The organism is Maribacter spongiicola, assembly GCF_004364165.1.
In the GTDB taxonomy this organism is placed as follows: Bacteria; Bacteroidota; Bacteroidia; order Flavobacteriales; family Flavobacteriaceae; genus Maribacter; species Maribacter spongiicola.
Map to the genome: position 1 here is coordinate 40,322 of NZ_SOAY01000017.1, position 22,214 is coordinate 62,535.

A 22,214-nucleotide genomic window follows, 5' to 3' on the forward strand; every position below is an offset into this window, starting at 1 on the left:
AAGATAAAAAAGATATAAATTTGCACCCTGTTTAAAAGAAAAAGTCAGCACGATGTCAAAAGTTTGTGAAATTACGGGTAAGAAGGCGATGTTTGGAAACAACGTATCGTTTTCCATTAATAAAACTAGAAGAAGATTTGATGTAAATCTATCTAAAAAACGTTTTTACATTCCAGAAGAAGACCGTTGGATAACGCTTAAAGTTTCTACAAGAGCTTTAAAAAGTATCAATAAGAAAGGTATATCTGCTGTTTTAAAGGAAGCAAAAGCAAAAGGATTAGTTATTAAGTAATCTGGAAAATAGAGCGATAAGATGGCAAAGAAAGGTAATAGAATACAAGTTATATTAGAATGCACTGAGCATAAAGAATCTGGTCAACCAGGTACTTCAAGATATATTACTACCAAGAATAAGAAGAACACTCCTGAGAGATTGGAAATTAAAAAATTCAATCCTATTCTTAAGAGAATGACCCTTCATAAAGAAATTAAATAAATTTTTCTTTTAAGAAAATCACTAAAAAAATAAGTCATGGCTAAGAAGACCGTAGCAAGTTTACAAACAAGTTCTAAAAGATTGACAAAGGCAATAAAAATGGTTAAGTCACCAAAATCAGGTGCTTACGTTTTTGTTGAGCAAGTAATGGCACCAGAAATGGTTGATGCTTGGATTGCCAAAAAATAAGAAAAATTACTTTTAGTAGTTATTAAGCCCCTTTCCTACGAAAGGGGCTTTTTAATTTTTATATTTGAATAACCATATGATGAACAATGAGCTTATTTAAAAAAATATTTTCTTCTCAAAAAAAGGAAACCTTAGATAAAGGTTTAGAAAAAACAAAATCCAGCTTCTTTTCTAAGTTGGGAAAAGCTGTTGCCGGTAAGTCTAAAGTAGATGATGACGTACTAGATAATCTTGAAGAAGTTTTAGTTTCTTCAGATGTAGGGGTAGATACTACTTTAAAAATTATTAAAAGAATAGAGGCAAGGGTATCGCGTGATAAATATGTGGGTACTGATGAACTGAATACTATTCTAAGAGAAGAAATAGCAGGTCTATTATCTGAAACCAATACTACAGACGATATAGATCTTCAAATACCTAAAGGCAAAAAACCATATGTAATTATGGTGGTTGGGGTAAACGGGGTAGGTAAAACAACCACTATTGGTAAATTGGCATATCGATTTAAAAACCAAGGATTAAAAGTTGTTTTGGGTGCGGCCGATACATTTAGGGCGGCGGCAATTGATCAATTACAAGTATGGGCAGACCGTGTAGATGTACCTATAGTAAAGCAACAAATGGGTAGTGATCCTGCATCTGTAGCTTTTGATACGTTGAGTTCTGCCGTTAAGCAAGATGCAGATGTTGTAATTATAGATACCGCGGGTAGATTACATAACAAAGTCAATTTAATGAATGAGCTGACCAAGGTAAAACGTGTAATGCAGAAAGTAGTAGATGATACTCCACATGAGGTATTGTTGGTGCTAGATGGTTCTACGGGTCAAAACGCCTTCGAGCAAGCAAAACAATTTACAAAAGCAACCGAGGTAACAGCTTTGGCTATTACAAAATTAGATGGTACTGCTAAAGGCGGTGTGGTTATAGGTATTTCTGATCAGTTTAAAATACCGGTAAAGTATATTGGTGTTGGCGAGGGTATTGAAGATTTACAGGCATTTAATAAGCACGAGTTCGTAGATTCATTCTTTAAAATTTAAAATTGCGATATACCTGGTTCATACTTCCTCTTTTATTATGTAATCTGAGTTGGGGGCAAATGAACCACCCAAAAGCTAGTCCGTTTTCTAAGATTGAGCAAGAAGTCGGGCTTTCAAAAATCACCATAGCATATTCAAGACCATCTGCTAAGGGTAGAGTTTTGTTTGGTAATCAACTAAATGGGGAATCTGGTTTAGTACCTTATGGTCGTATTTGGCGCGTAGGTGCCAATGAATCTACCAAGATTACATTTAGCAACGATGTTTTAATTACCGATCACCTACTCTCAAAAGGTACTTATGCTTTATATACTTTTCCAGAAGAGAAGGAGTGGCAAGTTATTTTTCATAATAATACTACACATTGGGGAGACGGTCGTACAAATTACAATCTAGATGAAGATGCTTTACGTATTCTGGTAGCAGCTACGCAAACACAAGATTTTCAAGAAAGTTTTTTGATTTCGTTTGATGGTCTTGATCACAACGGTGCAGTAATGAATTTAAATTGGGGTACAACGCAAGTGTCCGTTCCTATGTTTTTTGATACCAAGTCAATAATGCAATTGCAGATTGATGAAAGACTAGCTAACTCACCCACACCACAAACCTATTACGAAATTGCACGATATTATCAAGAGCAAGATATTCATCGAGAAAAAGCCCTTGGGCATGTTGAGGAGGCTATAGAAAAAGGAGGTGATACATACTATTTTTATAGAGTGAAATCATTGATTTTAGCAGATTTATTGAGATATGATGAAGCTATTGCAGCAGCTGAAATATCTTTGAAGTTGTCTGAAATAGAGGGTAAAGATGAATTTGTTCGCCTAAATCAGAATACTATTAGCAATTGGAAATCCCTTCGCAAAAAAAATAAATAACCGTATGAAAAAGCATCTTTTATTATTGGTCATCATTATGTTAAGTGCTTGTAAAAATGAGCAAGACGCAAAAAAGGAGGAAGTAATTCTTTGGACACCATATAATGATTCTATTGAAGTTGCAGCGAACGCCGATCACGAAAATGGTCGTATGCAATACAAGTTAACACAATCTAAGGTGTTAGATAAAAATGATGTGTTTCGACCGCTATATGAGGAAGTTTCTAAGCTTACGCAAGCGGAGTATCAAAAATTGCTTCCTATGATTTTGGAGCAAGATATTTTTGTTATTCGTAATCATATCAAAGAAGGTAGGCTTAGCTATGAAAATCTGGTATTGTTTTATTTATATCGTATTTATAAGTATGAGTTGAATAATGAGACAACTTTAAATACCATAATAGCGCTAAATAAAGATGTGGTTGAGCAGGCACGAGAATTAGATAGGGAAAATGAAAAGGGAATAGCGGCTCAAACGCAACATCCAATTTATGGTATGCCTATTTTGTTGAAAGACAACATTAATACCAAAGGCATGAAAACCACTGCTGGTTCAATTGCGCTAATGGATAATGAAGTAGATGATTCATTTATAGTTCAGCAATTAAAAAAGAACGGAGCCTTAATTTTAGGGAAGGTCAATTTAAGTGAATGGGCATATTTTTTATGTTCAGGTTGCCCAGTAGGGTATAGTGCATATGGTGGTCAAACTCTTAATCCGTACGGGCGAAGAATCTTTGAAACAGGCGGTTCTAGTTCAGGTAGTGGTACTTCGGTAGCTGCCAATTATGCAGTTGCTGCAGTAGGTACAGAAACCTCTGGGTCTATTTTATCACCAAGTAGTCAAAACTCTGTCGTGGGTTTAAAACCAACGATAGGTTTGTTGAGTAGGTCAGGTATCGTTCCTATTTCAAGCACTTTAGATACTCCGGGCCCAATGACCAAAAATGTAAAGGATAATGCCATTTTGTTATCTGCCATGTTAGGTTTTGATGAGTTTGATTCGGCTTCTGTTGAAGATAATTTTCCAGGAATATTATCTGCAGGCTTGCATCCAGAACCGTTTTCTGAAATGAGATTGGGTGCAATAAAAGAGCTGATGGAGACCGATAGTATTTACAAGCAGACCATAAAAGATTTAAAAGAGGCAGGGGCAACCATAATAGTGTTTACACCACCAGAAGTTGCTATGAATGGTTTTTTAAGTATACTCAATATTGATATGAGAAACGATTTAAAGTCGTATTTAAAGAATGAAACTAATCCTGAATTTGTAAAAATTAGTTCTATTGCAGATGCTGTTTCTTTTAATAATGCAGATTCGCTGGTTAGAATTCCCTACGGGCAGGCATTATTTGAAGGAATATTATCAGATACTACCACAACTGCCGAGCTAGAAGAAATTAAATCTAATCTTGAAAAAAATGGACGCACTTTCTTCGATACAGCGATGGATGAGTACAAACTAGATGCTGTGTTATCTATTAATAATTATCACGCCGGTTACGCTGCGGTTGCCAAGTACCCTGCTCTGACAATACCAATGGGATATAAAGCATCTGGTGAACCAATAAGTTTGACATTCATAGGAAAACAGTTTTCAGAGGCACATTTATTAAGAATAGGTAAATCATATGAAGATAATTTTCATAAACGAGTAATGTCTAAAGACTATCAAAACTAAATTTGATTACTTAAAATGAAAAGACGGAGCTTTTTTAAAAAGACTTTTCGGTGGGTAGCTGGGCTAGGTTTGGTAACAGGTTTGTACAGTTGGCAAATAGAACCGTTTTGGATGCAGTTTGTTCATGTAAAAATGCCTTTGAAGAACTTGCCAGATTCACTCGTTGGTAAAACAGTAATGCAAATAAGCGATGTTCATATTGGTAATTCTTTTGATTATCAATACATCATAGATTCATTTAAAGAAGCCCAAGAATTGCATCCAGATTTTGTGGTATATACGGGAGATTACGTAACCTATGAAGATGATGAACAAATAAGCCAATTGCAAGATGTTTTACAAAATGTAGTTAAAGGATCTTTGGGTACTATTGGTATTTTAGGAAATCACGACTACGGAATCGATTTTGTAGAAGATGATGTCGCTCAAAAAATCACGAAGAGTCTAGAAGATGTAGGGGTGACCATGTTACGTAATGATGCAGTGGAAATTAACGGACTCAATTTTTTGGGGATGGATGATTTTTGGGGAAGTAATTTTTATCCTGAAAAAGCTACTGGAAAATATAATCCTGAGAAAGCAAATATCACCCTTTGTCACAATCCTGATGTATGCGATTTGCCAGTTTGGAATAATTTTGAAGGCTGGATACTCTCTGGTCATACCCATGGCGGACAAGTAAAACCACCTTTTCTACCTGCATTAATATTACCGGTAAAAAATAAAAATTACGATGCGGGTATCAAAGATTTAAAAGACGGTAGAACGCTTTATATTAATAGTGCTCTGGGGTGTCTGCGACAAGTACGCTTCAATGTAAGACCAGAAATTACGGTGTTTGAGCTTACGAAAGAAGTTTAAATAGCTTTGGACTAATCAATTGATTGAATTACAGTATCTGCAGCCAATCTAGATTTACCTATTAAATTGGGTTGTGTAGTATCATTTTCATCGCGGTAGCCAATTGCCACTGAAAATAAAACCTTGTGATTTTTAATCTTAAGTATGTTCTTATATTTTGCAACATCGATACCTTCCATAGGAGTCGAGTCTATTTCCATAGATGCACATGCGGCCAAAAAGAATCCTAACGTAATGTACACTTGATGAGATAACCAGTTAACCGTTTTCTCTTTTGATTGCGTTTTTATGTATTGCTTGTAAAACTTAATAGAGTTTTCAAGTAAATTTTCTTCAACACGTTTTTCAAACTCTTCAAGATTATCCATTACACTAAAAACGACCAAATGGCTGGCATTTTTTATTTTAGGGGCATTAGAATATGAAGCATCAGCTAAGTCATTTTTTACCTGTTCATTGGAAACGAAGGTGAACAACCAAGGTTGACTGTTTATAGAAGACGGACTTAGTTTTAAAATATCCTTTAAATCTTCAATATCTGCATTTGAGATTTTTCTAGAAACATCATATTTTTGGGTAGTGTATCTTTTTTCTGCAATACTTCTAAAATCCATTTTACAATTTTATGCAAAAGTAAGGATACTTATTTTCTAAAAATCAACAGCAATAGATGATGTTGCTAAAAAAGAAAAGAAACTTTTATTCTATGATCTGATTAATCAATCCCCAAAGTTCATTATCGAAATTAGAAGGGCCTAAAAGTTCTTCATTACTGGCGCCGCCTAATCGTACAACAACCAAATCTAAGCTAGGTACCATATATAGTTTCTGGTCATTTAATCCTAAACCAGCATACATATCTGCAGGAGCATTGGGTATTAAGCTGCCGGTAAACTCTTCAACAGTACTCGGTAGTCTAAAACTACTTTTACCATTTAACCAATACAAATATCCGTACGAAGGATTTAAATTTTGAGAACTATTAGTCATAGCGTTAAAGTAACTCTCATCAGATAGAATTGAGGTTCCGTCCCAATTACCTTGATTTAAGTTTAAAATTCCGAAACGTGCCATACTTCTCGCAGAACTAAAGAATACATTATTATATCCGACTTTAATGAATAAGCCTTGCATACCAATTGGTTCTTTGATTTTTTCAGAAAAATAAGAATTAAAATCAGTGTCGGTCGCGTTGGCAATGACATCATCTAATAACGTATAAGGTGCATTATGATAATACCAAAAAGTGCTAGGGTCATTTAAATATGTTAGGCATTCAAGATCGGTGCAAAAAATGTCATCGACTGTATAATCTAGACCAGTAGTCATGGTCAATTGATTTTTTATGGTGATATTCAATTCTTGTTCTAGAGGCATACTCGACCAGCCTTCACCTAAATATGTAGATGTAGCATCTGTAATATCAAAGTATTCTTCTTCTTGAGCAATACCGGTAAGCATTGCCGTTAAATTTTTTCCGGCAGAATTCCATGCATGATTATCATCAGACTTAAAATCGCCAAAGTATTTTTCTATTACTATCCTGCCATCCTTGAGAATAATAAAAGCGTCGGTGTTATTATTTTCTAAAAAGAAATATAAGTTGCTTACTTGATCTTCGTTCCAACCTAATGTTTCCATAGATATGGTTTCCCACTCGTTGGCTCTCGAAATTGGAGGGAAATAAGTTTCTGTCGGTAATGGTGCCACCTCGGGTGGTATGCCACTTTTGCCAGTTTCTGAAGTAGGTTCAGAATCACTTGAGCACGAAGCTAAAATAATTGATAGGGCAAGTAGCCTGAAATATTGGGAGAATTTCATGGTTAATTTAAGATTTGGGTATTGATAAACTGTAATCAAATAAAGATTACAAGTAAATTTGTCCATATCTAACGTTTTTAAATACCCAAATCGTATTTTTGCACCCCAATTTAAATTATGAGGACAAAAACCCTTAAGAAGAACAAAATCAACGTAGTAACACTAGGTTGTTCCAAGAATGTTTATGATTCTGAAGTACTCATGGGTCAGTTAAAGGCTAACGACAAAGAAGTTGTACATGAAGAAGAAGGAAACATAGTTGTAATTAACACCTGTGGCTTTATTGCCAATGCAAAAGAAGAAAGTGTTAATACCATTTTAGAATATGTACAAAAGAAAGAAGATGGTGTCGTAGATAAAGTTTTTGTTACTGGTTGCTTGAGTGAGCGATACAAGCCAGATTTGCAGAAAGAGATTCCGAATGTAGACGAATACTTTGGTACCAGTGAGCTACCAGGTTTATTGAAAGCACTAGGGGCAGATTATAAACACGAGTTAATTGGTGAGCGTTTAACGACCACACCAAAGAACTACGCGTATTTAAAAATCGCTGAAGGTTGTGATAGACCTTGTTCATTTTGTGCAATTCCGCTAATGAGAGGTAAGCATAAGAGTACTCCGATTGAAGATTTGGTGACCGAGGCTGAAAAGTTAGCAGCCAAAGGAGTTAAAGAATTAATATTGATAGCTCAAGATTTAACCTACTACGGATTAGATTTATATAAGAAAAGAAATCTTGCCGAGCTTTTAGAAGCATTGGTAAAGGTTGAAGGAATAGAATGGATACGTTTACATTATGCATTTCCGGCTGGTTTTCCGATGGATGTGTTAGATGTAATGAATAGAGAACCAAAGGTTTGTAACTATTTAGATATTCCGTTACAGCACATATCTGACCGTATTTTAAAAAGTATGCGTCGTGGTACAACTGAAGCTAAAACAACCAAGTTGTTGAAGGAGTTTAGAGCTGCTGTGCCAGAAATGACTATTAGAACCACATTGATCGTTGGTTACCCTGGTGAAACCGAAGAAGATTTCGAGATTCTTAAAAACTGGGTAATTGCCATGCGTTTTGAGCGTTTAGGATGCTTTACCTACAGTCATGAAGAAAACACACATGCGTTTTCATTAGAAGACGATGTTCCGGAAGAAGTGAAACAAGAACGTGCTAACATCATCATGGAAATTCAATCTCAAATTTCATGGGAATTGAACCAGAAGAAAGTAGGGGAGACTTTTCGTTGTATTATAGATCGTAAAGAAGGTAACTACTTTATTGGAAGAACAGAATTTGATTCTCCAGATGTTGATAACGAGGTTTTAATTGATGCCGCTAAGCATTATGTGAAGCAAGGTGAGTTTGTAGATATTAAGATTACAGAAGCAGCTGACTTTGACCTTTATGGTGAGCCGGTTGTGTAGATTAATTAAATAGAAATCCCGCTTTAAAACCGCCCCAATTGGCAGAATTACCAGAGATAAATTCTTTGGTAATCGTTGTTCGGGTATATTCTAAATACAGTTTTCTGTATTTGAGTATGAGTCCGTAGTCGACTTGTGCGGTCAACCTTTCTATATTTTTCGAAGAAATGGTGTGAGGATTATCATTGGTAAAAATGCCTCCTTGCAAGGTGGCATCAAAACCTACTATATTAACTGTGGGCTGTACAAAAGCATAAAATTTAAACTTCGAAGGTGTATTGTTTCTAGAAAACGGATTATCTAATAATCCTACGGTAGTATTAAATCCGACAGATGCATTTGTAAATAGTGTTCCCAGTTGAAATGACGTTATGGCCTGTAAATTAGCTATGTCTTTAAAATTGAAGACTTGTTTCTCGTAACCAATTTTATAATTAAATACTGGGTCATTTTGAATTTGATTGTCCCAGCCACCGGGAGTTTTGTTTTCTATTAATTTATGAATAGCTGTTTGCATTTCTCTACCAAATGCACCGGGACCAATAATCCCCAAACTTAACGATTGAGATAATCTTGATTTAGTAATGGTATCTGTTGCAGTAACAAAACTCTTAAGGTATATAGCAGCAGCAAAGGGTCTATCATCAATTTGAATATCGGGACTAACAAAATCACTAGGCGTATAGCCAATATGCTCTAATGCTAATCCGTAAGTAAAGTGATTAGCTTTTGGCTTGATGAAAATATAATTTATTGGGTTCTTAGCTAAGCCATTGTTCACGTATTCAAAACTGTAACCCTGCGTGTAATTTTTATCTGATGCAGCGAAGAAATCATTGTCATAATTGAGCCTAAAATAGTTCGAGGTACCCATATCTCTAAAGGAAGCAAGGTTGTCTATTTTTTGACTTGAAAGTATCGTAGGCAGTAATAGTAAAACTAGAATGTAATTTTTCATCACACTACTTACGATGAAATTTTATGAAGGTTCTAAATAATAAACCTTAGAAAGTAAACCTTTTGATAAAAACAACTAAAGCTCCTTCTTCATCATCCTAATGGTGAAATAGCCTAACAAAGCGATTACAACACCAATAATAACCCACAACCACCATTTATTTTCGAAAAGGGGATTGGTTGTCTCAATTTCTGGTTTTGGAATTTCAACGACGCTACCAAAATCTAGAGTTGTAATATTTTCAGGTAAAGAAACTGTAGTTTTTGTTATATCATAATTCGGGAAATTAGCATACGGCTTGCCGTAAACTAAATAATAAGTAGCTGGTTCTGTAAAACGGGTAGTCAGCGTATGCACGAACCCTTTAAGTTTTACATCAGATATTTTTAAAGGCTGATTATCATTATTTAATATGATAACTCGGAGTTTTTGTGCTAGCGTACTAGGTAATTGAAAACTATTATCTTCCATTGAAGAAAGAGTCTTTGTAGCTAAGGGGCTGTAATTATGATAATATCCTTTTTCGGTCTTTACACTATCAACTAAGTACTGAATAGAAATTGACCTGTAATAATCTATTTTATCGTCAACCGTTAGCTCTAGTAAATTTAGAGGTACTCGATTTTTTAAATCAATATCTATAATGGTCTTCTCATCCTCTTGAGAAACTTTAAAAGACTGTACATCGTAATCGCGATACTCGGCAGGCTTTATAGCCTTTTTTGAAATATTTACAGATGCTAGGTCTGGTTTTTCTTTACTCTTTATCAATACTCTATAATATCTAAAACTAGCGTCAAGAAACTTCAATGTGGTAAACGAATAATTTGTCTGGTCATTAATAATAGACAAAATGCGATAGTCTTCTAGAATAGTAAACCATTGTTTTTGATGTTGACTTCCTTCAAGTGTAATTTCCCAATTAAAATTAGAATCTTCTATGTTTAGTAAAATCTCATTTATCGTTTCTTTCTGAGGTAGCTCATAAGTATAGAAATAACCTTTAGAATTATTGACACTATTTAATAAGTTGAAAGATATTTCTGAATTTGCATTTTCAGCTTTAGATACCTTGTGAAGGTATGGTGCTTCAATAGTATCTGTAGCGGTTACCCCATAAACACGAATATCGCTCATGTCGGTATTTACATCTTCAAATACGTTGTTTGGTACTTCAATAGTATGCCATTGACTATCGATACCTTTCAACTCTATTTTTTTAGAATAAGCATCCATCTGTCCGAAACAAATTGAAATCGTCAGAAAGACAAGTATTGTTAGAAGACTATTGTTTAGTTTCATCTGTAATAATGTGTTTGTATTTGTTGTAAAGAAATGAAATAATCAATAATAAGACACCCAATGATACAAATACGATTGTCTTAGAAATGGTATTCAATGATGAAATATCATAGAAGAACAACTTAATTAACGTAATGGAGAATAGTATAATAGCACCAATTCGCAGGTATTTTTTCTTTTTCCAAATACCTAAGGCGATGAGTAATAGCGCATACACACCCCAAAGAATACTAAGTCCTAATTTATAAGATTGTTCAGACCCAGAAATATCCATCCAATTTAACAGTTCGCTACTTGTTACCCATATAATTGTGGTATGCATTAGAATTTCGAACGGAACTTTATAATTGAATTTTAAATACTCTTGTTGTGCTAATTTATAAATGGCGAGTAATAGAAATGTCAGAAATGCAAATGAAATATAGCGCATGTAAATATTATATGCTCCTACATTGTAAAATTCTGAAAGCTGCTGGGTAAGGTAATTTTCACGCAGTTCACTTAAGGTGTAAAGTCCGTTTGTAAGGAACAATAAAGTAGCTAAAAGCGCAGCGCCTAGGGCAACTATTCCTAAAACCTTGTTTTTAATTTTTATAATATTTATAAAGCTTAAAACGCTAATGAAAAACATGGTATACAGTGTTAGCCAAATATCTTCAAGATCTTTAAGGTTATAATTATATTCAGGGTATTCGCCAGAAGTACTCGATATATCTATTTTGGATAACTGAAAGGCATTGTTCCAATACTGTTCAATTTCAAGAAAGAAGGCAAAGTAGAGTGTGCCAGCAAATAAAGCAGGAATACCAAATATCATGATTTTTTGAACTATTGACGGTTTGCTAGTGTCAAATTTTATTTGAATCCAATTCATGAATCCGAAGACTGCTGCGCAAAGTATCGAAGTCATGAAGGTGGTGTTTAATAATAGGCTCCATTCATCTGCGGTATTCATATAGGAGTACCTTTCTGCCCAGTCCATAGTTAAACTTAAAAACGCTAGGGCAACCAGTATATATGAAAGGTATTCATAGAATTTGACTTTTTTGGTGCGCCCGATCCAAAATAGTAGCGCGGCTTCAAAAGCCCAAAATAACGTTACCCAATTGCCATCTAATTGAACAGGCACGGCTATGGTAATAAAGGTAAGTACAAACCCAGATGTCAAAAAGAATAGCTTTCGATCAGCTAATTTTCTTTTGAAGATAATTACTGTTATCACAAAATGAATAAGTGCATTCAATAGGGTGAATAAACCTAAATAAAACTCTCCGCCTTCATAATCATAAAGCCAGGCAATACCAAAGCCGTAAAATATGAACGAATTTAGCATGATCAGAATAATATCTGCAACTTGAAATTTTTCAGATTTTATCAGTTTAAACGCTAAAAACGTAGCGTAGAACAATGTGAAGAATAGCGCTAAAAAACCAAAACCAATAGAGAAATCTTCATCGTAGCTAGAGAATGCATACCAAGACCCATAAATGAGCCAGGTGAATGCAAAGGCTACGTAGTAAAGTGCTTTCCAATATTTTTTAAACGAAATAACTAAGAGACCGATATTAATTAAGGCGATATAACTAAATAGTGCAGTAACATTGCCAGAATCGTTACTCAGTAGAAAAGGTACGGCGTAAGCCCCTACTAGACCGATATGAGCAATAATCTGCTTATTGTAACTCAGCGCGGCTACGACTCCAAAAACAGTAAATAACAGCATAATACCAAACGCTACCATCTGTGGGAATAACCCGTAAAGGTCATAAGCAATATAAGTTAAGAAATAGAGTATAGCCAAAGCACCACTTACTAGAACAGAGCTATAGCTTACGTATTTTGCTTTTAGCTTAAATCCGAATCCTAATAAGCCTATACCTACCAAATACCCAAGTATAATTCTGGTTAGCGGACTAATTAAGTTATTTTCAATAGAATACTTTGCACCGATTCCAACACCGATAACGGTAATCAGTATCCCAATTTTATTGATAAGGTTTTCGCCAATAAATTTCTCAAGATTAGATTTACCTTTTGGTAATTTTATTTTCTTTTCAGAACTAATTTTAGATTCGGTCTGTATAGGAGTAGCAGCTGTTTCAGTCGAAATAGGAGTTTGGGTAATTACTACTTCAGGGGTAACAATAGGTTCTTTTTCAGAGAGAACCTCTTGTGGTGCGATTGTTTCTTCAATAGATGTTTCATTGAATTTAAGCGCCTGAGTATTTCTGAGTATTTGAATATCTCTACGAATTTCATTTACCTCAATATTAAAGTCTTGCTGCTTTTTTAAAAGCAGTTCTAACTTCTGCAGTAATGCATTTATTTGGTCTTGGTCGTTTGGCATAAGTGTTGGTTTGTACCCTAATATATAAGGCTCTGCTAATTTAAACGCAAAAGATGCAAATATGTTGGGAGAAGAATGGTGTAGCTATAAAATAACATATCCCTGAAACCATTTGAATTGGTTAAGGGATATATAAACTAGATATTGTTTTCGTATTTTTTACTTTTCAAAGAATAAGTAAACATACATATCCATGCTATACTCTGTTGTATTGGTTGAAACCAAGCGCCAGCCATTTTTAGCATATTCGTCCAACTTTTCTTGAATTGCTTTATTTGATGATTTCGCTAAATGATTTCTATCAAAAGTCAATTTAGCACGAAAAGTAAGGGTTTCGACTTTATATTCTTTCATGCTGTTTTCTAGTTAACCATGAATAAAGCGTTAGCGAAAAATAGTTTTCCATTTTCCCAGAAACCTCTAAAAAGCGGATTGTCTACCATGTATATTATTTGTCCGCGACCCATATCTTCGGTTCCGAAAATTAAGGTTTCAGCAATTTTTTTCTTTGCTTCGCTACCTGCGAATCCAGATACGGGTTCGTTGGCACCTTCACTTAAATAAACAGCGCTTCCGTTTTCTAAATAATTATAAGAACGAGCTCCTAGTTTAAGGGTAAAATAAGTATCGCTGTAGCCATAAGCTAACGGATTTGTATTATCGACAGTTGCTTTAAAAATAGCCCCTGTAATGGCAGATTTGATTTGTTCTCTTTCTGAAATTTCAAAAGATTCTATTCTATTTGAAGAGTCTTTTTTGATTTCTTTTTCTTTTATGGCGAAGTCTTTATCAGAAGCTGTAATACCATCAATTGCACCACCCATAGCAATTAGTTTTCCACCTTGCTTTACCCAATCTTTAATTTTTTCTTTAATGTTTTTAGATAGAAAGCTATTGTATCCCCATCCATCAGGTAAAATTAAAATATCATATTTGGCAAGATCTACACGTGAAAAATAATCCTCGTCCAATACAGAAATAGGGTAGTCTAATTGTTGTTCAAAAAAGTTCCATATTTCTCCAAATCGAAGGGTAGAAGTAGGCTCGCCAGAAAGTACGGCAATATTCAAATTCTGAATAACATCAACATAGCCAGAACCAAAATCTTTACCACTTTCTACAAAGCCTGTGCTTGTTGAAATTAGGTTTTTAGAATGGTTGACAGATGCAGTAGTCAAAATTTCATTAAAGTTTTTCAACTGCTTATTATCACTCTTTGTAATAATCAATGTACCACGCTCATGAGAAATACCATCTAAAGTAAATGGTTTGTGCGCATAACGTACACGTATTTTATTACGTAGTAATTCAGCCAGGAACCTTGCATCTTTCATACTATTCCAGTCTGATAAATAAGCGTAACTGTCTGGTTTTAAAACTCCATATTCAGTACCGTTATGTGGCGGATAGCTTTTAGTAATACTGCTTTCACTGGCGATAGCATCTAATCCGTATGCATAAGGTAAAGACCATGCGGTAATGTCATAGGTGACAGAATCACTTAGTTTGGCCATAGGTTCGAACAACACTTTAACCAAAGTACTTTTTGGCTGGTTTGATGATATTACCAAACTTTTTTTGCTGCTTTTTATTGAACCAGCTTTACCGGTTGTATAGCTGTATCCTTTAACGGTGGCATTCGTGCCCGCTTGATATTCAATTTCATGCATGCTTAACAAATCTGCTAATGCCTCAATGTTATCTGGATTGCCATTCAGCACATAGCTATTGTATTTAAAATTTTTATTCAAGTAAAATTTCTTGAACTCATCATTTAACTTAGTGACATTTTTAGATGCAACTTCTACGGTAGACAGACCAGTTGTTAAATGATGAGAAATTCTATCTTTTAGCGTAAGTGTATCTCCAATACTAGTAATAATGCTTAAACCGGCACGACCACTACCACCTTGCTCATACGTCATGCCAATACCGCCATTATAAGTAGGGTAGGTATCGCCATAACTTGGGTAAAGAAGATCGAACACTTCTTTTGTAAAATAAAACCATCCGTTTTCATCAAAATATTTTGCGTGGTTCTTGCCAATAGTTTCTTGAAATTCTCTTTGAAAATCAGTTATTACCTCATGAAAAGGCTCTGCTGCGGGGGCAAAGTAATACGGGTTATCAACACCTTGTTCGTGAAAATCTACATGTACATGAGGCAGCCATTTATTAAATTGCTTTAAACGTTGCTGACTTTCAACTTGCGTTAACCAAGCCCAATCCCTGTTAAGATCGAACATATAATGGTTACTGCGACCACTCCACCAATTCTCATGATGCTCCTTACTATTAGGATCTACCTGGTTGGGTGAATTTTTAAATTGGTTGTACCAATTTACATAACGATCTCTACCATCTGGATTAATACACGGATCAATCAATACTACTATATTATCTAGGTAACTGCTCTTAGTAGTGAAAAGGTCATATATAGTCTGCATTGACGCTTCTGTACTCACGCTTTCATTACCATGAACATTATAGCTAAGCCAAACAATTGCTTTATCTGGTAATCCTTCGCCATTTATACCTTTCATATGCTCTTCTCTAATATTGTCGAGGTTTTGCATATTTTCTTTTGTAGAAATGGTTGCCAATATTAGCGGTCTGCGTTCATTGGTTTTACCATATTCAATAAGCGTCATGCGTTGCGGCTCGGCATCTGCTAAATATTGATAGTAATCGACAACTTCATGATGTCTTGTAAATTGTGTGCCTAGCTCATAGCCTAAAAACTCTGACGGAGATTTTAATTGAGCCAAACTAAACAATGGGATAAAAAGTAAGGCGGTTCGTAGAATTAGTTTCATATAGTTATTTGTGTTCTGAGTCAGCCAAATCTATTAAAATAAATGCAAAATGCACCTGATTTAGCTTGTATTTTGACGAGTAATCGGGTATTTAATACTAACCGTAATTAACTTATATTTAGGAAATGTAAAACGAAAGGGTTTTATATTTACCAAGTATTTACTTTTTATATGGATATTGATTGTTTACCCCTAGAAAAAACAGGCTATTTTTCGAAATTAATTTGCGATTATACAGCAAAGGACCCCAAACTTAACACCTTATACAATCGGTTTCCCGATGTTGAAGGATTTAAAGGACAGATACAAGAGAAGGGTGCTCATTTTACCCAAGCTCAACGAGATGTACTCTATTATTCAATTCAGAATCAGTATAAAAACACGGATACATCTAAAAGTACAGCGGCTAGAATTAAGCTGTTAAAAGAGCAGAATACGTTTACTATAGTTACCGGTCATCAGTTAAATCTTTTTACGGGTCCGTTATACTTTTTATACAAGATTATCTCTACGATTAACTTGACAAAGCAGTTAAAAAAGGAATACCCTGATAGTAATTTTGTACCTATTTATTGGATGGCTACAGAAGATCATGATTTTGACGAAATCAATTATTTTAATTTCAAGGGATTAAAATTTCAGTGGAACAAAGAAGCATCTGGTGCAGTTGGGCATTTGCCTACGGGAGGATTGGAAGAAGTTTTTGCATTATATTCTAAAACCATTGGCGACAGTAACAATGCCAAAAAGCTAAAAGAGTTGTTTGAAAACGCATATCTGAAACATGATAACCTAACGGATGCAACTCGGTTCTTGGCAAACGAAATTTTTAAGGACTACGGATTGGTAATTGTAGACGGTGATGATATCGACTTGAAAAAGACGCTAGTGCCGTTTATGAAGAAAGATATTTTTGAGCAAACTGCGTTCGACAAAGTATCGGAAACCATTAAAGAAATAGAAGAAATTTCGTCTGATTATCCGGTACAGGTAAATCCGCGAGAAATTAATTATTTCTATTTGAAAGATGGAATTCGCGAGAGAATAATAGAAAGTAAAGGGCAGTATATCGTAAATGAAACAACTATTTCTTTCACTAAAGAAGCGTTGATAGCCGAGATGAATGCGCACCCAGAGCGATTCTCACCCAACGTAATAGCAAGACCATTATACCAAGAAGTGATATTGCCAAACTTATGTTACATAGGCGGAGGCGGAGAGATTGCCTATTGGTTAGAATTGAAGGCAGCTTTTGAAGCAATGAATGTTACTTTCCCTATTTTATTGGTGAGAAATTCGGCTTTGATTATTACCGAGAAGCAAGCTGAAAAGCTAGGTAAAATGAATATTTCAAAGTCCGACATATTCTTAAAGCAGAATAGTCTTATCAACAAAAAGATTCGAGAAATTTCAAATATAGATATTGATTTTTCGCCACAGAAGAAATTGTTAGAAGAGCAATTTAAGGATATGTACGTACTTGCAGAAAAGACGGATAAATCTTTTCTAGGTGCTGTAAAGGCACAAGAAGTTAAGCAGAAAAAAGGATTGGATGCTTTAGAAAAACGTTTGCTACAAGCGCAGAAAAGAAAATTGAAAGATCATGTAGTCCGTATGACAGAGCTGCAGAATGAAATTTTCCCAAACCAATCGCTTCAAGAACGACAGTCAAATTTTTCTGAATTTTATTTAGAATATGGCGAAGAATTAGTGCCTATGTTATTTGAGGCTTTAAATCCGTTAGATTTAAGTTTTACCGTTATTACCCAAAAATAAATGATAGGCAAGAACGTATCTCAAAATAAGATAACCGTACTTGCTGTATTATCATTTTTAGCAATATCCTTAATTACATTTTTTAAAAGTGCTTTAGAATTAGAAGACGCTGAACAGGCATACTACTCGCAATGGCTTCGTTGGGGTTATGACGACCAGCCACCGCTTTATACGTGGTTGCAATATGGTTTCAATTCTATATTTGGTGTGGATAAAATAGCATTCTCTATGCTTAGAGGACTATTATTTGCAGGTACATTATTAATGCTGTATCGATTTTCTAGGATAAGAATTAAAGACGCTGATGCATCTAAATTGGCTGTTTTAGTATTGGTTTTAATACCAGTATATATAGATTTTACTTTTCGCAGGCTTTCACATACTAGCTTACTTTGCTTATGTATAGTTGCCTCTTATTATTTCATACAGCTATTAATAGCGCGCAAATCTATTTCCAATTATCTTTTACTTGGTTTGGTTGTAGGTGTGGGCATGATGTCTAAATACAATTATGCATTTTTTCTGGTAACCTTCGGTTTGGTTGCTTTGTGGGATAAAGAATTAAGAACTATAGTTTTTAACCCCAAAATACTGGTGTCTGTTTTTATTTCTGTATTATTAGTAGCTCCACATGTCAATTGGTTGTTAGGTCCTGATGAATTTCAAACTTTTTTGACACAAAGCGTAGAAGAGAAAATAGGCATAGAAGAAGCGGAATCGGGATTTTCGTTGCTTCCCATTTTAATTTATTTAAAAAGCTTGTTCGCCTTGATGTTTCCACTTCTTATAATTGTCGGTTTAGGCTATTTTTCAAAAACTGTGAGTTTCAATAAACGGAAACTAAATTGGTTTGTTAAAATGTTCATCGTTCAATTAACGGTGTTAGGTTTATTTTTTCTTGTTTTTCAAAGTCAGAAAGTAGAGACGAGGTGGTTACTGCCGCTTTTTATTCCTTTTATAGTGCTACTAATAGAGGCTATTAAATTTAAAAAGAAAGTGAAACTGGTAACTATTGGGTTCTGGATTTTTATTGCAGTAATAGGCGTACAAACAATAAGAACACCAATAGAGAAACTATTAAACATACCTTCATCTGTCCATTTTGGTTTTGAGCCAATAGCCAATACGTTGAGCAAAAATTATGATGAATATCAATGGGTGCTTCCTAATGTTACTTATGCCGGTAATGTGCGCTTGTTGCATCCGGAGCGAACTATACTTTCTGCGGATGATTATTCGTTAAACGCTTTAGAATTAAAACATGATAAGGAAATTTCAATTACTATTAATGCATCCGCAGTAAAACAAAGCAAACCCGTAGATAGTTTAATTGGTTTTGGAAAAGAAAAAGAAAATCTATATTTCTATATAAATTAAGGAACTAAAAATTTCCCATTCCACTTATCATCCGTTTTTAAAAAAAGAGCTCTAATATGATTAGGTCTTTGTAGTTTTAAATACTCAATTTTAGATGGAATAATATCGATTATGGTGAAGTAGTTCTTGTCTTCAATATAATCTACATGATCAGGGTTTTTAATTGAACTACCAGGGCTAGTTTGAGTAATGTAATCTTTTCTGCTGTTGGGTTGAATATTTTGCCAAGTAGTATGTAATCTATCGGTATTCGTAACTATATGGGCAGTACCTTCTACCTTTAACTGTAACATTTTTTTTGGATGATATAATAGAAAGCTGACTTGGTTATTATCTGCAATATGTTTCATTTTTTGGGTACGGCTATCCGTATAGATAGTTAAGACTAAATTTTCAGAAACTTTACGAAGTACAACCGTACGTAAACGAGCTACGGTATCATTGCCTACTGTTGCCATAGTAATGTACCGAAATGGATGCCCTCTTTTATTTACTCCCTTGTATATTTCAGTACTTAATTCTTCAAAAAACGAATTTATCATGCTAATAAATATTTAATGTAAAAATAATGGAATTTTCGGGTAGGGTAAAAGAGGAGTTGGTTGTTATATAAGTAATAGCTGTGAGAAGGAAATTGATTAGGTTCAATTTTTAAGCTTTGGTTTGAATTTGGTTTTTGATTTATGTGAAAGCTTGGGGTGGTTCCTGAGCTTTTTTTTTGAAAATAAATGTAAGGCGAAAAGATAAGTATCGACTTATTGTTTGAATACAGATTGTTATGAAAAAGATTTTTTAAGTATTCGGTTTGAAAATTGGTTGATTGAAAAGCCCGGGTGATTACCGGGCTTTTATATTTAATATATTCTTTACCAGATCGGTAAATGGTATTGATCAAAGTACTACTATCACTTCACTTTATATTCTAGGCGCATAGTTATAGAAGCTGTTTTATTTTTAGATGAGGTGTTGTATGCACCGCCCCAGCTATAATCTTCACCAGAATTTTGACCCGTAATTTGAAAAACGCCCATGTTGGCAGAAACCAGATCACCTAAATTACTACCTGCATTTTCGGCAATTTTTTCCGCACGAATTCTAGCATCTTCCGTTGCTTTTGAAATCATTTCAATTTTAAGATCCGCTAATTTAGTGTAGTAATATCGTGGTGGTGATGAGTTAAACTGTACCCCTTTATTTAATAATTCGGTAATTTCTCTAGATACACCTTCAATGAGGGAGACGTTCTCAGATTCTATTTGAATGGTCTGCGTTAATTGATATCCTCTAAAAATACTACCAACATAATTTCCGTTTTCGTATTGGTTGTCGCGCATTTCGGTAGTCTGTACACTATTAAAAATAATACTATTGGCATCGATGCCTTTTGAGGTTAAATATTTACGAACAATATCTTTATCTCGGTTTAATTGATTTAAAGCGGTTTTCAATTCGGTACTGTTGGTAGAAAATTGCCCTTCCCAAACAATAAGGTCAGAGGTGAAATTTTCATTACCCAAACCGGTTACCGATATCATTTGAGGTGGGTTCGCCCTTTGTATATAAGCATTACTTAAAAAAAATGCGGCTATGATAATGGCCGCTCCGAAAATGATTGAACTAACATGTTTCATGAAAAATATATAAATCCAATCTAAATATAGCAAAAGATACTTTTCAAGAACTGTCAATTTGCTATTTTTGCCCATGCAAAATAAAGTCCTGATACTAGATTTCGGTTCACAATACACCCAATTGATTGGAAGACGTGTACGTGAGCTGAATATTTTCTCTGAAATTAAACCTTATAATAAACTACCAAAAGATCTTTCTGAGTATAAAGCGGTGATTCTTTCTGGATCTCCTTTATCGGTTAGGGGCGAAGATGCCGTTCACCCGGATCTGTCAGAAATACGTGGTAAAAAACCATTGTTGGGTGTTTGTTATGGCGCACAGTATTTAGCACATTTTCACGGCGGTAGTGTAGAGAAATCGAATACCAGAGAATATGGTCGTGCCAACCTTAGCTTTATAAAAGAGAACGAACCATTTTTTGATAAAGTAAGTACAGGTAGCCAAGTGTGGATGAGCCATGCAGATACTATTAAGCACTTGCCTGAGAATACAACCTTATTGGCAAGTACACATGATGTGGAGAATGCAGCCTTTAAGTTTGAAGGGGAAGAGACCTATGCAATTCAGTTTCACCCAGAAGTATATCACTCAAAGGATGGAAAACAGGTTTTGGAGAACTTTTTGGTAAATATTGCCGGAATGGAACAAACTTGGACTCCAGATGCTTTTGTTGATAAAACAGTGGCGGAGTTGAAAGAGAAAATAGGCGATGAAAAGGTGATTTTAGGATTGTCTGGTGGTGTAGATTCCTCTGTAGCAGCAGTTTTGTTACATAAGGCAATTGGCAAAAACCTTCATTGTATATTCGTAAATAACGGACTTTTGAGAAAGAACGAGTTTGGCGATGTATTGAAGCAGTACGAGGGTATGGGCTTAAATGTAAAAGGTGTTGATGCTTCGGCACGTTTTTTGGATGATTTAGCTGGTGAGAGTGATCCAGAAACCAAAAGAAAAACAATTGGTCGTGTATTTATAGAAGTTTTTGATGATGAATCGCATTTAGTTGAAAATGCAAAATGGTTGGCACAGGGTACAATTTATCCAGATGTTATAGAATCTGTATCAGCAACCGGTGGTCCGTCACAAACTATAAAGAGTCACCATAACGTAGGTGGTTTGCCAGATTTCATGAAATTGAAAGTAGTAGAACCATTGAAAATGCTATTTAAAGACGAGGTTAGAAGAGTAGGAGCTAGTTTGGGTATCGACAAAGCATTGTTGGGTAGGCATCCTTTTCCGGGTCCTGGTTTGGCAATTCGTATTCTTGGCGATATCACTCCAGAGAAAGTGGCTATTCTACAAGAAGTAGATGCTATTTTTATTGACGGATTAAAAAAATGGGATCTATACGATAAGGTATGGCAAGCAGGTGCCATGTTATTGCCAGTAAATAGTGTTGGTGTAATGGGCGACGAGCGTACGTACGAAAAATGTGTAGCGCTTAGAGCTGTAGAAAGTACAGATGGTATGACTGCCGATTGGGTGAATTTACCGTATGAATTTTTGCAAAAAACATCAAATGATATCATTAATAAAGTCCCTGGCGTCAATCGTGTCGTATATGATATAAGTTCGAAGCCGCCGGCAACAATTGAATGGGAATAAT

At 34.9% G+C, this 22,214-nt stretch carries 20 protein-coding genes; 11 read left to right on the top strand and 9 right to left on the bottom strand.

Translation table 11 applies throughout. The annotated features are described in order from the left end of the window. Positions 1-52 precede the first annotated feature (52 nt). The 7 genes from rpmB (at position 53) to CLV90_RS18455 (ending at position 5,157) form a co-directional block, all read left to right on the top strand. Positions 53-292, top strand: coding sequence for a 50S ribosomal protein L28 (gene rpmB / locus CLV90_RS18425; RefSeq protein ID WP_079512565.1), 240 nt, complete (start codon positions 53-55; stop codon positions 290-292). A gap of 21 nt (positions 293-313) precedes the next feature. Continuing rightward, positions 314-496, top strand: coding sequence for a 50S ribosomal protein L33 (gene rpmG, locus CLV90_RS18430; RefSeq protein ID WP_027067805.1), 183 nt, complete (start codon positions 314-316; stop codon positions 494-496). Positions 497-532: 36 nt separating this feature from the next. After that, entirely contained in the window at positions 533-685 is a 153-nt protein-coding gene (locus CLV90_RS18435; protein ID WP_073245811.1) for a DUF4295 domain-containing protein, read from the top strand. Positions 686-771: 86 nt separating this feature from the next. After that, complete coding sequence (gene ftsY / locus CLV90_RS18440) at positions 772-1,728, top strand: signal recognition particle-docking protein FtsY (RefSeq protein ID WP_133688986.1); 957 nt, start codon at positions 772-774, stop codon at positions 1,726-1,728. A gap of 59 nt (positions 1,729-1,787) precedes the next feature. Next, the gene (locus tag CLV90_RS18445) at positions 1,788-2,612 is read left to right on the top strand and encodes a DUF2911 domain-containing protein (RefSeq protein ID WP_133688987.1); all 825 of its coding nucleotides are present in this window, start codon (positions 1,788-1,790) and stop codon (positions 2,610-2,612) included. A gap of 4 nt (positions 2,613-2,616) precedes the next feature. Next, positions 2,617-4,296 (top strand): amidase family protein, encoded by a 1,680-nt coding sequence (locus tag CLV90_RS18450; RefSeq protein ID WP_133688988.1) that lies wholly within the window; start codon positions 2,617-2,619, stop codon positions 4,294-4,296. A gap of 15 nt (positions 4,297-4,311) precedes the next feature. Continuing rightward, a complete protein-coding gene (locus CLV90_RS18455) occupies positions 4,312-5,157 on the top strand; it encodes a metallophosphoesterase (protein WP_133688989.1) in 846 nt (281 codons plus the stop codon). Between the two features lie 11 nt (positions 5,158-5,168). Here the strand turns inward: CLV90_RS18455 and CLV90_RS18460 are convergent, their stop codons facing one another. Together CLV90_RS18460 and CLV90_RS18465 are read right to left on the bottom strand one after the other, a co-directional pair. Continuing rightward, positions 5,169-5,771 carry a nitroreductase family protein gene (locus CLV90_RS18460; protein ID WP_133688990.1) on the bottom strand — a complete coding sequence of 201 codons (603 nt, stop codon included), beginning with the start codon at positions 5,769-5,771 and terminating at the stop codon, positions 5,169-5,171. An 85-nt stretch (positions 5,772-5,856) separates the two neighbouring features. Then, positions 5,857-7,044, bottom strand: coding sequence for a serine hydrolase domain-containing protein (locus tag CLV90_RS18465; protein ID WP_243835571.1), 1,188 nt, complete (start codon positions 7,042-7,044; stop codon positions 5,857-5,859). 51 nt (positions 7,045-7,095) lie between these two features. Here CLV90_RS18465 and rimO point away from each other — a divergent pair, with 51 nt between their 5' ends. Next, positions 7,096-8,400: a 30S ribosomal protein S12 methylthiotransferase RimO gene (gene rimO, locus CLV90_RS18470; RefSeq protein WP_133688991.1), complete on the top strand. Its 1,305-nt coding sequence runs from the start codon at positions 7,096-7,098 to the stop codon at positions 8,398-8,400. Between the two features lies 1 nt (position 8,401). Here the strand turns inward: rimO and CLV90_RS18475 are convergent, their stop codons facing one another. The 5 genes from CLV90_RS18475 to CLV90_RS18495 form a co-directional block, all read right to left on the bottom strand. Further along, on the bottom strand, positions 8,402-9,358 hold the full coding sequence (locus CLV90_RS18475; RefSeq protein ID WP_133688992.1) for a lipid A deacylase LpxR family protein: 957 nt from the start codon (positions 9,356-9,358) through the stop codon (positions 8,402-8,404). Positions 9,359-9,433: 75 nt separating this feature from the next. Further along, positions 9,434-10,660 carry a DUF3999 family protein gene (locus CLV90_RS18480; RefSeq protein ID WP_133688993.1) on the bottom strand — a complete coding sequence of 409 codons (1,227 nt, stop codon included), beginning with the start codon at positions 10,658-10,660 and terminating at the stop codon, positions 9,434-9,436. Continuing rightward, positions 10,644-13,007 carry a DUF2339 domain-containing protein gene (locus CLV90_RS18485; protein WP_133688994.1) on the bottom strand — a complete coding sequence of 788 codons (2,364 nt, stop codon included), beginning with the start codon at positions 13,005-13,007 and terminating at the stop codon, positions 10,644-10,646. Before CLV90_RS18485 ends, CLV90_RS18480 begins: the two co-directional genes overlap by 17 nt. 159 nt (positions 13,008-13,166) lie before the next feature. Next, positions 13,167-13,361 carry a DUF4177 domain-containing protein gene (locus tag CLV90_RS18490; protein WP_133688995.1) on the bottom strand — a complete coding sequence of 65 codons (195 nt, stop codon included), beginning with the start codon at positions 13,359-13,361 and terminating at the stop codon, positions 13,167-13,169. Positions 13,362-13,369: 8 nt separating this feature from the next. Further along, the gene (locus CLV90_RS18495) at positions 13,370-15,823 is read right to left on the bottom strand and encodes a M14 family metallopeptidase (RefSeq protein ID WP_133688996.1); all 2,454 of its coding nucleotides are present in this window, start codon (positions 15,821-15,823) and stop codon (positions 13,370-13,372) included. A gap of 171 nt (positions 15,824-15,994) precedes the next feature. Here CLV90_RS18495 and bshC point away from each other — a divergent pair, with 171 nt between their 5' ends. Next, on the top strand, positions 15,995-17,599 hold the full coding sequence (bshC, locus tag CLV90_RS18500; RefSeq protein ID WP_133688997.1) for a bacillithiol biosynthesis cysteine-adding enzyme BshC: 1,605 nt from the start codon (positions 15,995-15,997) through the stop codon (positions 17,597-17,599). Beyond that, positions 17,600-18,976 (top strand): ArnT family glycosyltransferase, encoded by a 1,377-nt coding sequence (locus CLV90_RS18505; RefSeq protein ID WP_133688998.1) that lies wholly within the window; start codon positions 17,600-17,602, stop codon positions 18,974-18,976. Here the strand turns inward: CLV90_RS18505 and CLV90_RS18510 are convergent. Together CLV90_RS18510 and CLV90_RS18515 are read right to left on the bottom strand one after the other, a co-directional pair. Further along, positions 18,973-19,518: a pyridoxamine 5'-phosphate oxidase family protein gene (locus CLV90_RS18510; protein ID WP_133688999.1), complete on the bottom strand. Its 546-nt coding sequence runs from the start codon at positions 19,516-19,518 to the stop codon at positions 18,973-18,975. The two genes, CLV90_RS18505 and CLV90_RS18510, sit on opposite strands and share 4 nt — an antisense overlap. A gap of 363 nt (positions 19,519-19,881) precedes the next feature. Beyond that, entirely contained in the window at positions 19,882-20,607 is a 726-nt protein-coding gene (locus CLV90_RS18515) for an SIMPL domain-containing protein (RefSeq protein ID WP_133689000.1), read from the bottom strand. A gap of 73 nt (positions 20,608-20,680) precedes the next feature. Here CLV90_RS18515 and guaA point away from each other — a divergent pair, with 73 nt between their 5' ends. Next, positions 20,681-22,213, top strand: a complete 1,533-nt coding sequence (gene guaA, locus CLV90_RS18520) for a glutamine-hydrolyzing GMP synthase (protein ID WP_133689001.1) — start codon at positions 20,681-20,683, stop codon at positions 22,211-22,213. Position 22,214 lies beyond the last annotated feature (1 nt).

What these genes read in the sequence shown, in the direction of transcription:
- rpmB (WP_079512565.1), top strand. Translation starts at nt 53, where the DNA reads ATGTCAAAAGTTTGTGAAATTACGGGTAAGAAGGCGATGTTTGGAAAC.
- rpmG (WP_027067805.1), top strand. Translation starts at nt 314, where the DNA reads ATGGCAAAGAAAGGTAATAGAATACAAGTTATATTAGAATGCACTGAG.
- CLV90_RS18435 (WP_073245811.1), top strand. Translation starts at nt 533, where the DNA reads ATGGCTAAGAAGACCGTAGCAAGTTTACAAACAAGTTCTAAAAGATTG.
- ftsY (WP_133688986.1), top strand. Translation starts at nt 772, where the DNA reads ATGAGCTTATTTAAAAAAATATTTTCTTCTCAAAAAAAGGAAACCTTA.
- CLV90_RS18445 (WP_133688987.1), top strand. Translation starts at nt 1,788, where the DNA reads ATGAACCACCCAAAAGCTAGTCCGTTTTCTAAGATTGAGCAAGAAGTC.
- CLV90_RS18450 (WP_133688988.1), top strand. Translation starts at nt 2,617, where the DNA reads ATGAAAAAGCATCTTTTATTATTGGTCATCATTATGTTAAGTGCTTGT.
- CLV90_RS18455 (WP_133688989.1), top strand. Translation starts at nt 4,312, where the DNA reads ATGAAAAGACGGAGCTTTTTTAAAAAGACTTTTCGGTGGGTAGCTGGG.
- CLV90_RS18460 (WP_133688990.1), bottom strand. Translation starts at nt 5,771, where the DNA reads ATGGATTTTAGAAGTATTGCAGAAAAAAGATACACTACCCAAAAATAT.
- CLV90_RS18465 (WP_243835571.1), bottom strand. Translation starts at nt 7,044, where the DNA reads ATGGACAAATTTACTTGTAATCTTTATTTGATTACAGTTTATCAATAC.
- rimO (WP_133688991.1), top strand. Translation starts at nt 7,096, where the DNA reads ATGAGGACAAAAACCCTTAAGAAGAACAAAATCAACGTAGTAACACTA.
- CLV90_RS18475 (WP_133688992.1), bottom strand. Translation starts at nt 9,358, where the DNA reads ATGAAAAATTACATTCTAGTTTTACTATTACTGCCTACGATACTTTCA.
- CLV90_RS18480 (WP_133688993.1), bottom strand. Translation starts at nt 10,660, where the DNA reads ATGAAACTAAACAATAGTCTTCTAACAATACTTGTCTTTCTGACGATT.
- CLV90_RS18485 (WP_133688994.1), bottom strand. Translation starts at nt 13,007, where the DNA reads ATGCCAAACGACCAAGACCAAATAAATGCATTACTGCAGAAGTTAGAA.
- CLV90_RS18490 (WP_133688995.1), bottom strand. Translation starts at nt 13,361, where the DNA reads ATGAAAGAATATAAAGTCGAAACCCTTACTTTTCGTGCTAAATTGACT.
- CLV90_RS18495 (WP_133688996.1), bottom strand. Translation starts at nt 15,823, where the DNA reads ATGAAACTAATTCTACGAACCGCCTTACTTTTTATCCCATTGTTTAGT.
- bshC (WP_133688997.1), top strand. Translation starts at nt 15,995, where the DNA reads ATGGATATTGATTGTTTACCCCTAGAAAAAACAGGCTATTTTTCGAAA.
- CLV90_RS18505 (WP_133688998.1), top strand. Translation starts at nt 17,600, where the DNA reads ATGATAGGCAAGAACGTATCTCAAAATAAGATAACCGTACTTGCTGTA.
- CLV90_RS18510 (WP_133688999.1), bottom strand. Translation starts at nt 19,518, where the DNA reads ATGATAAATTCGTTTTTTGAAGAATTAAGTACTGAAATATACAAGGGA.
- CLV90_RS18515 (WP_133689000.1), bottom strand. Translation starts at nt 20,607, where the DNA reads ATGAAACATGTTAGTTCAATCATTTTCGGAGCGGCCATTATCATAGCC.
- guaA (WP_133689001.1), top strand. Translation starts at nt 20,681, where the DNA reads ATGCAAAATAAAGTCCTGATACTAGATTTCGGTTCACAATACACCCAA.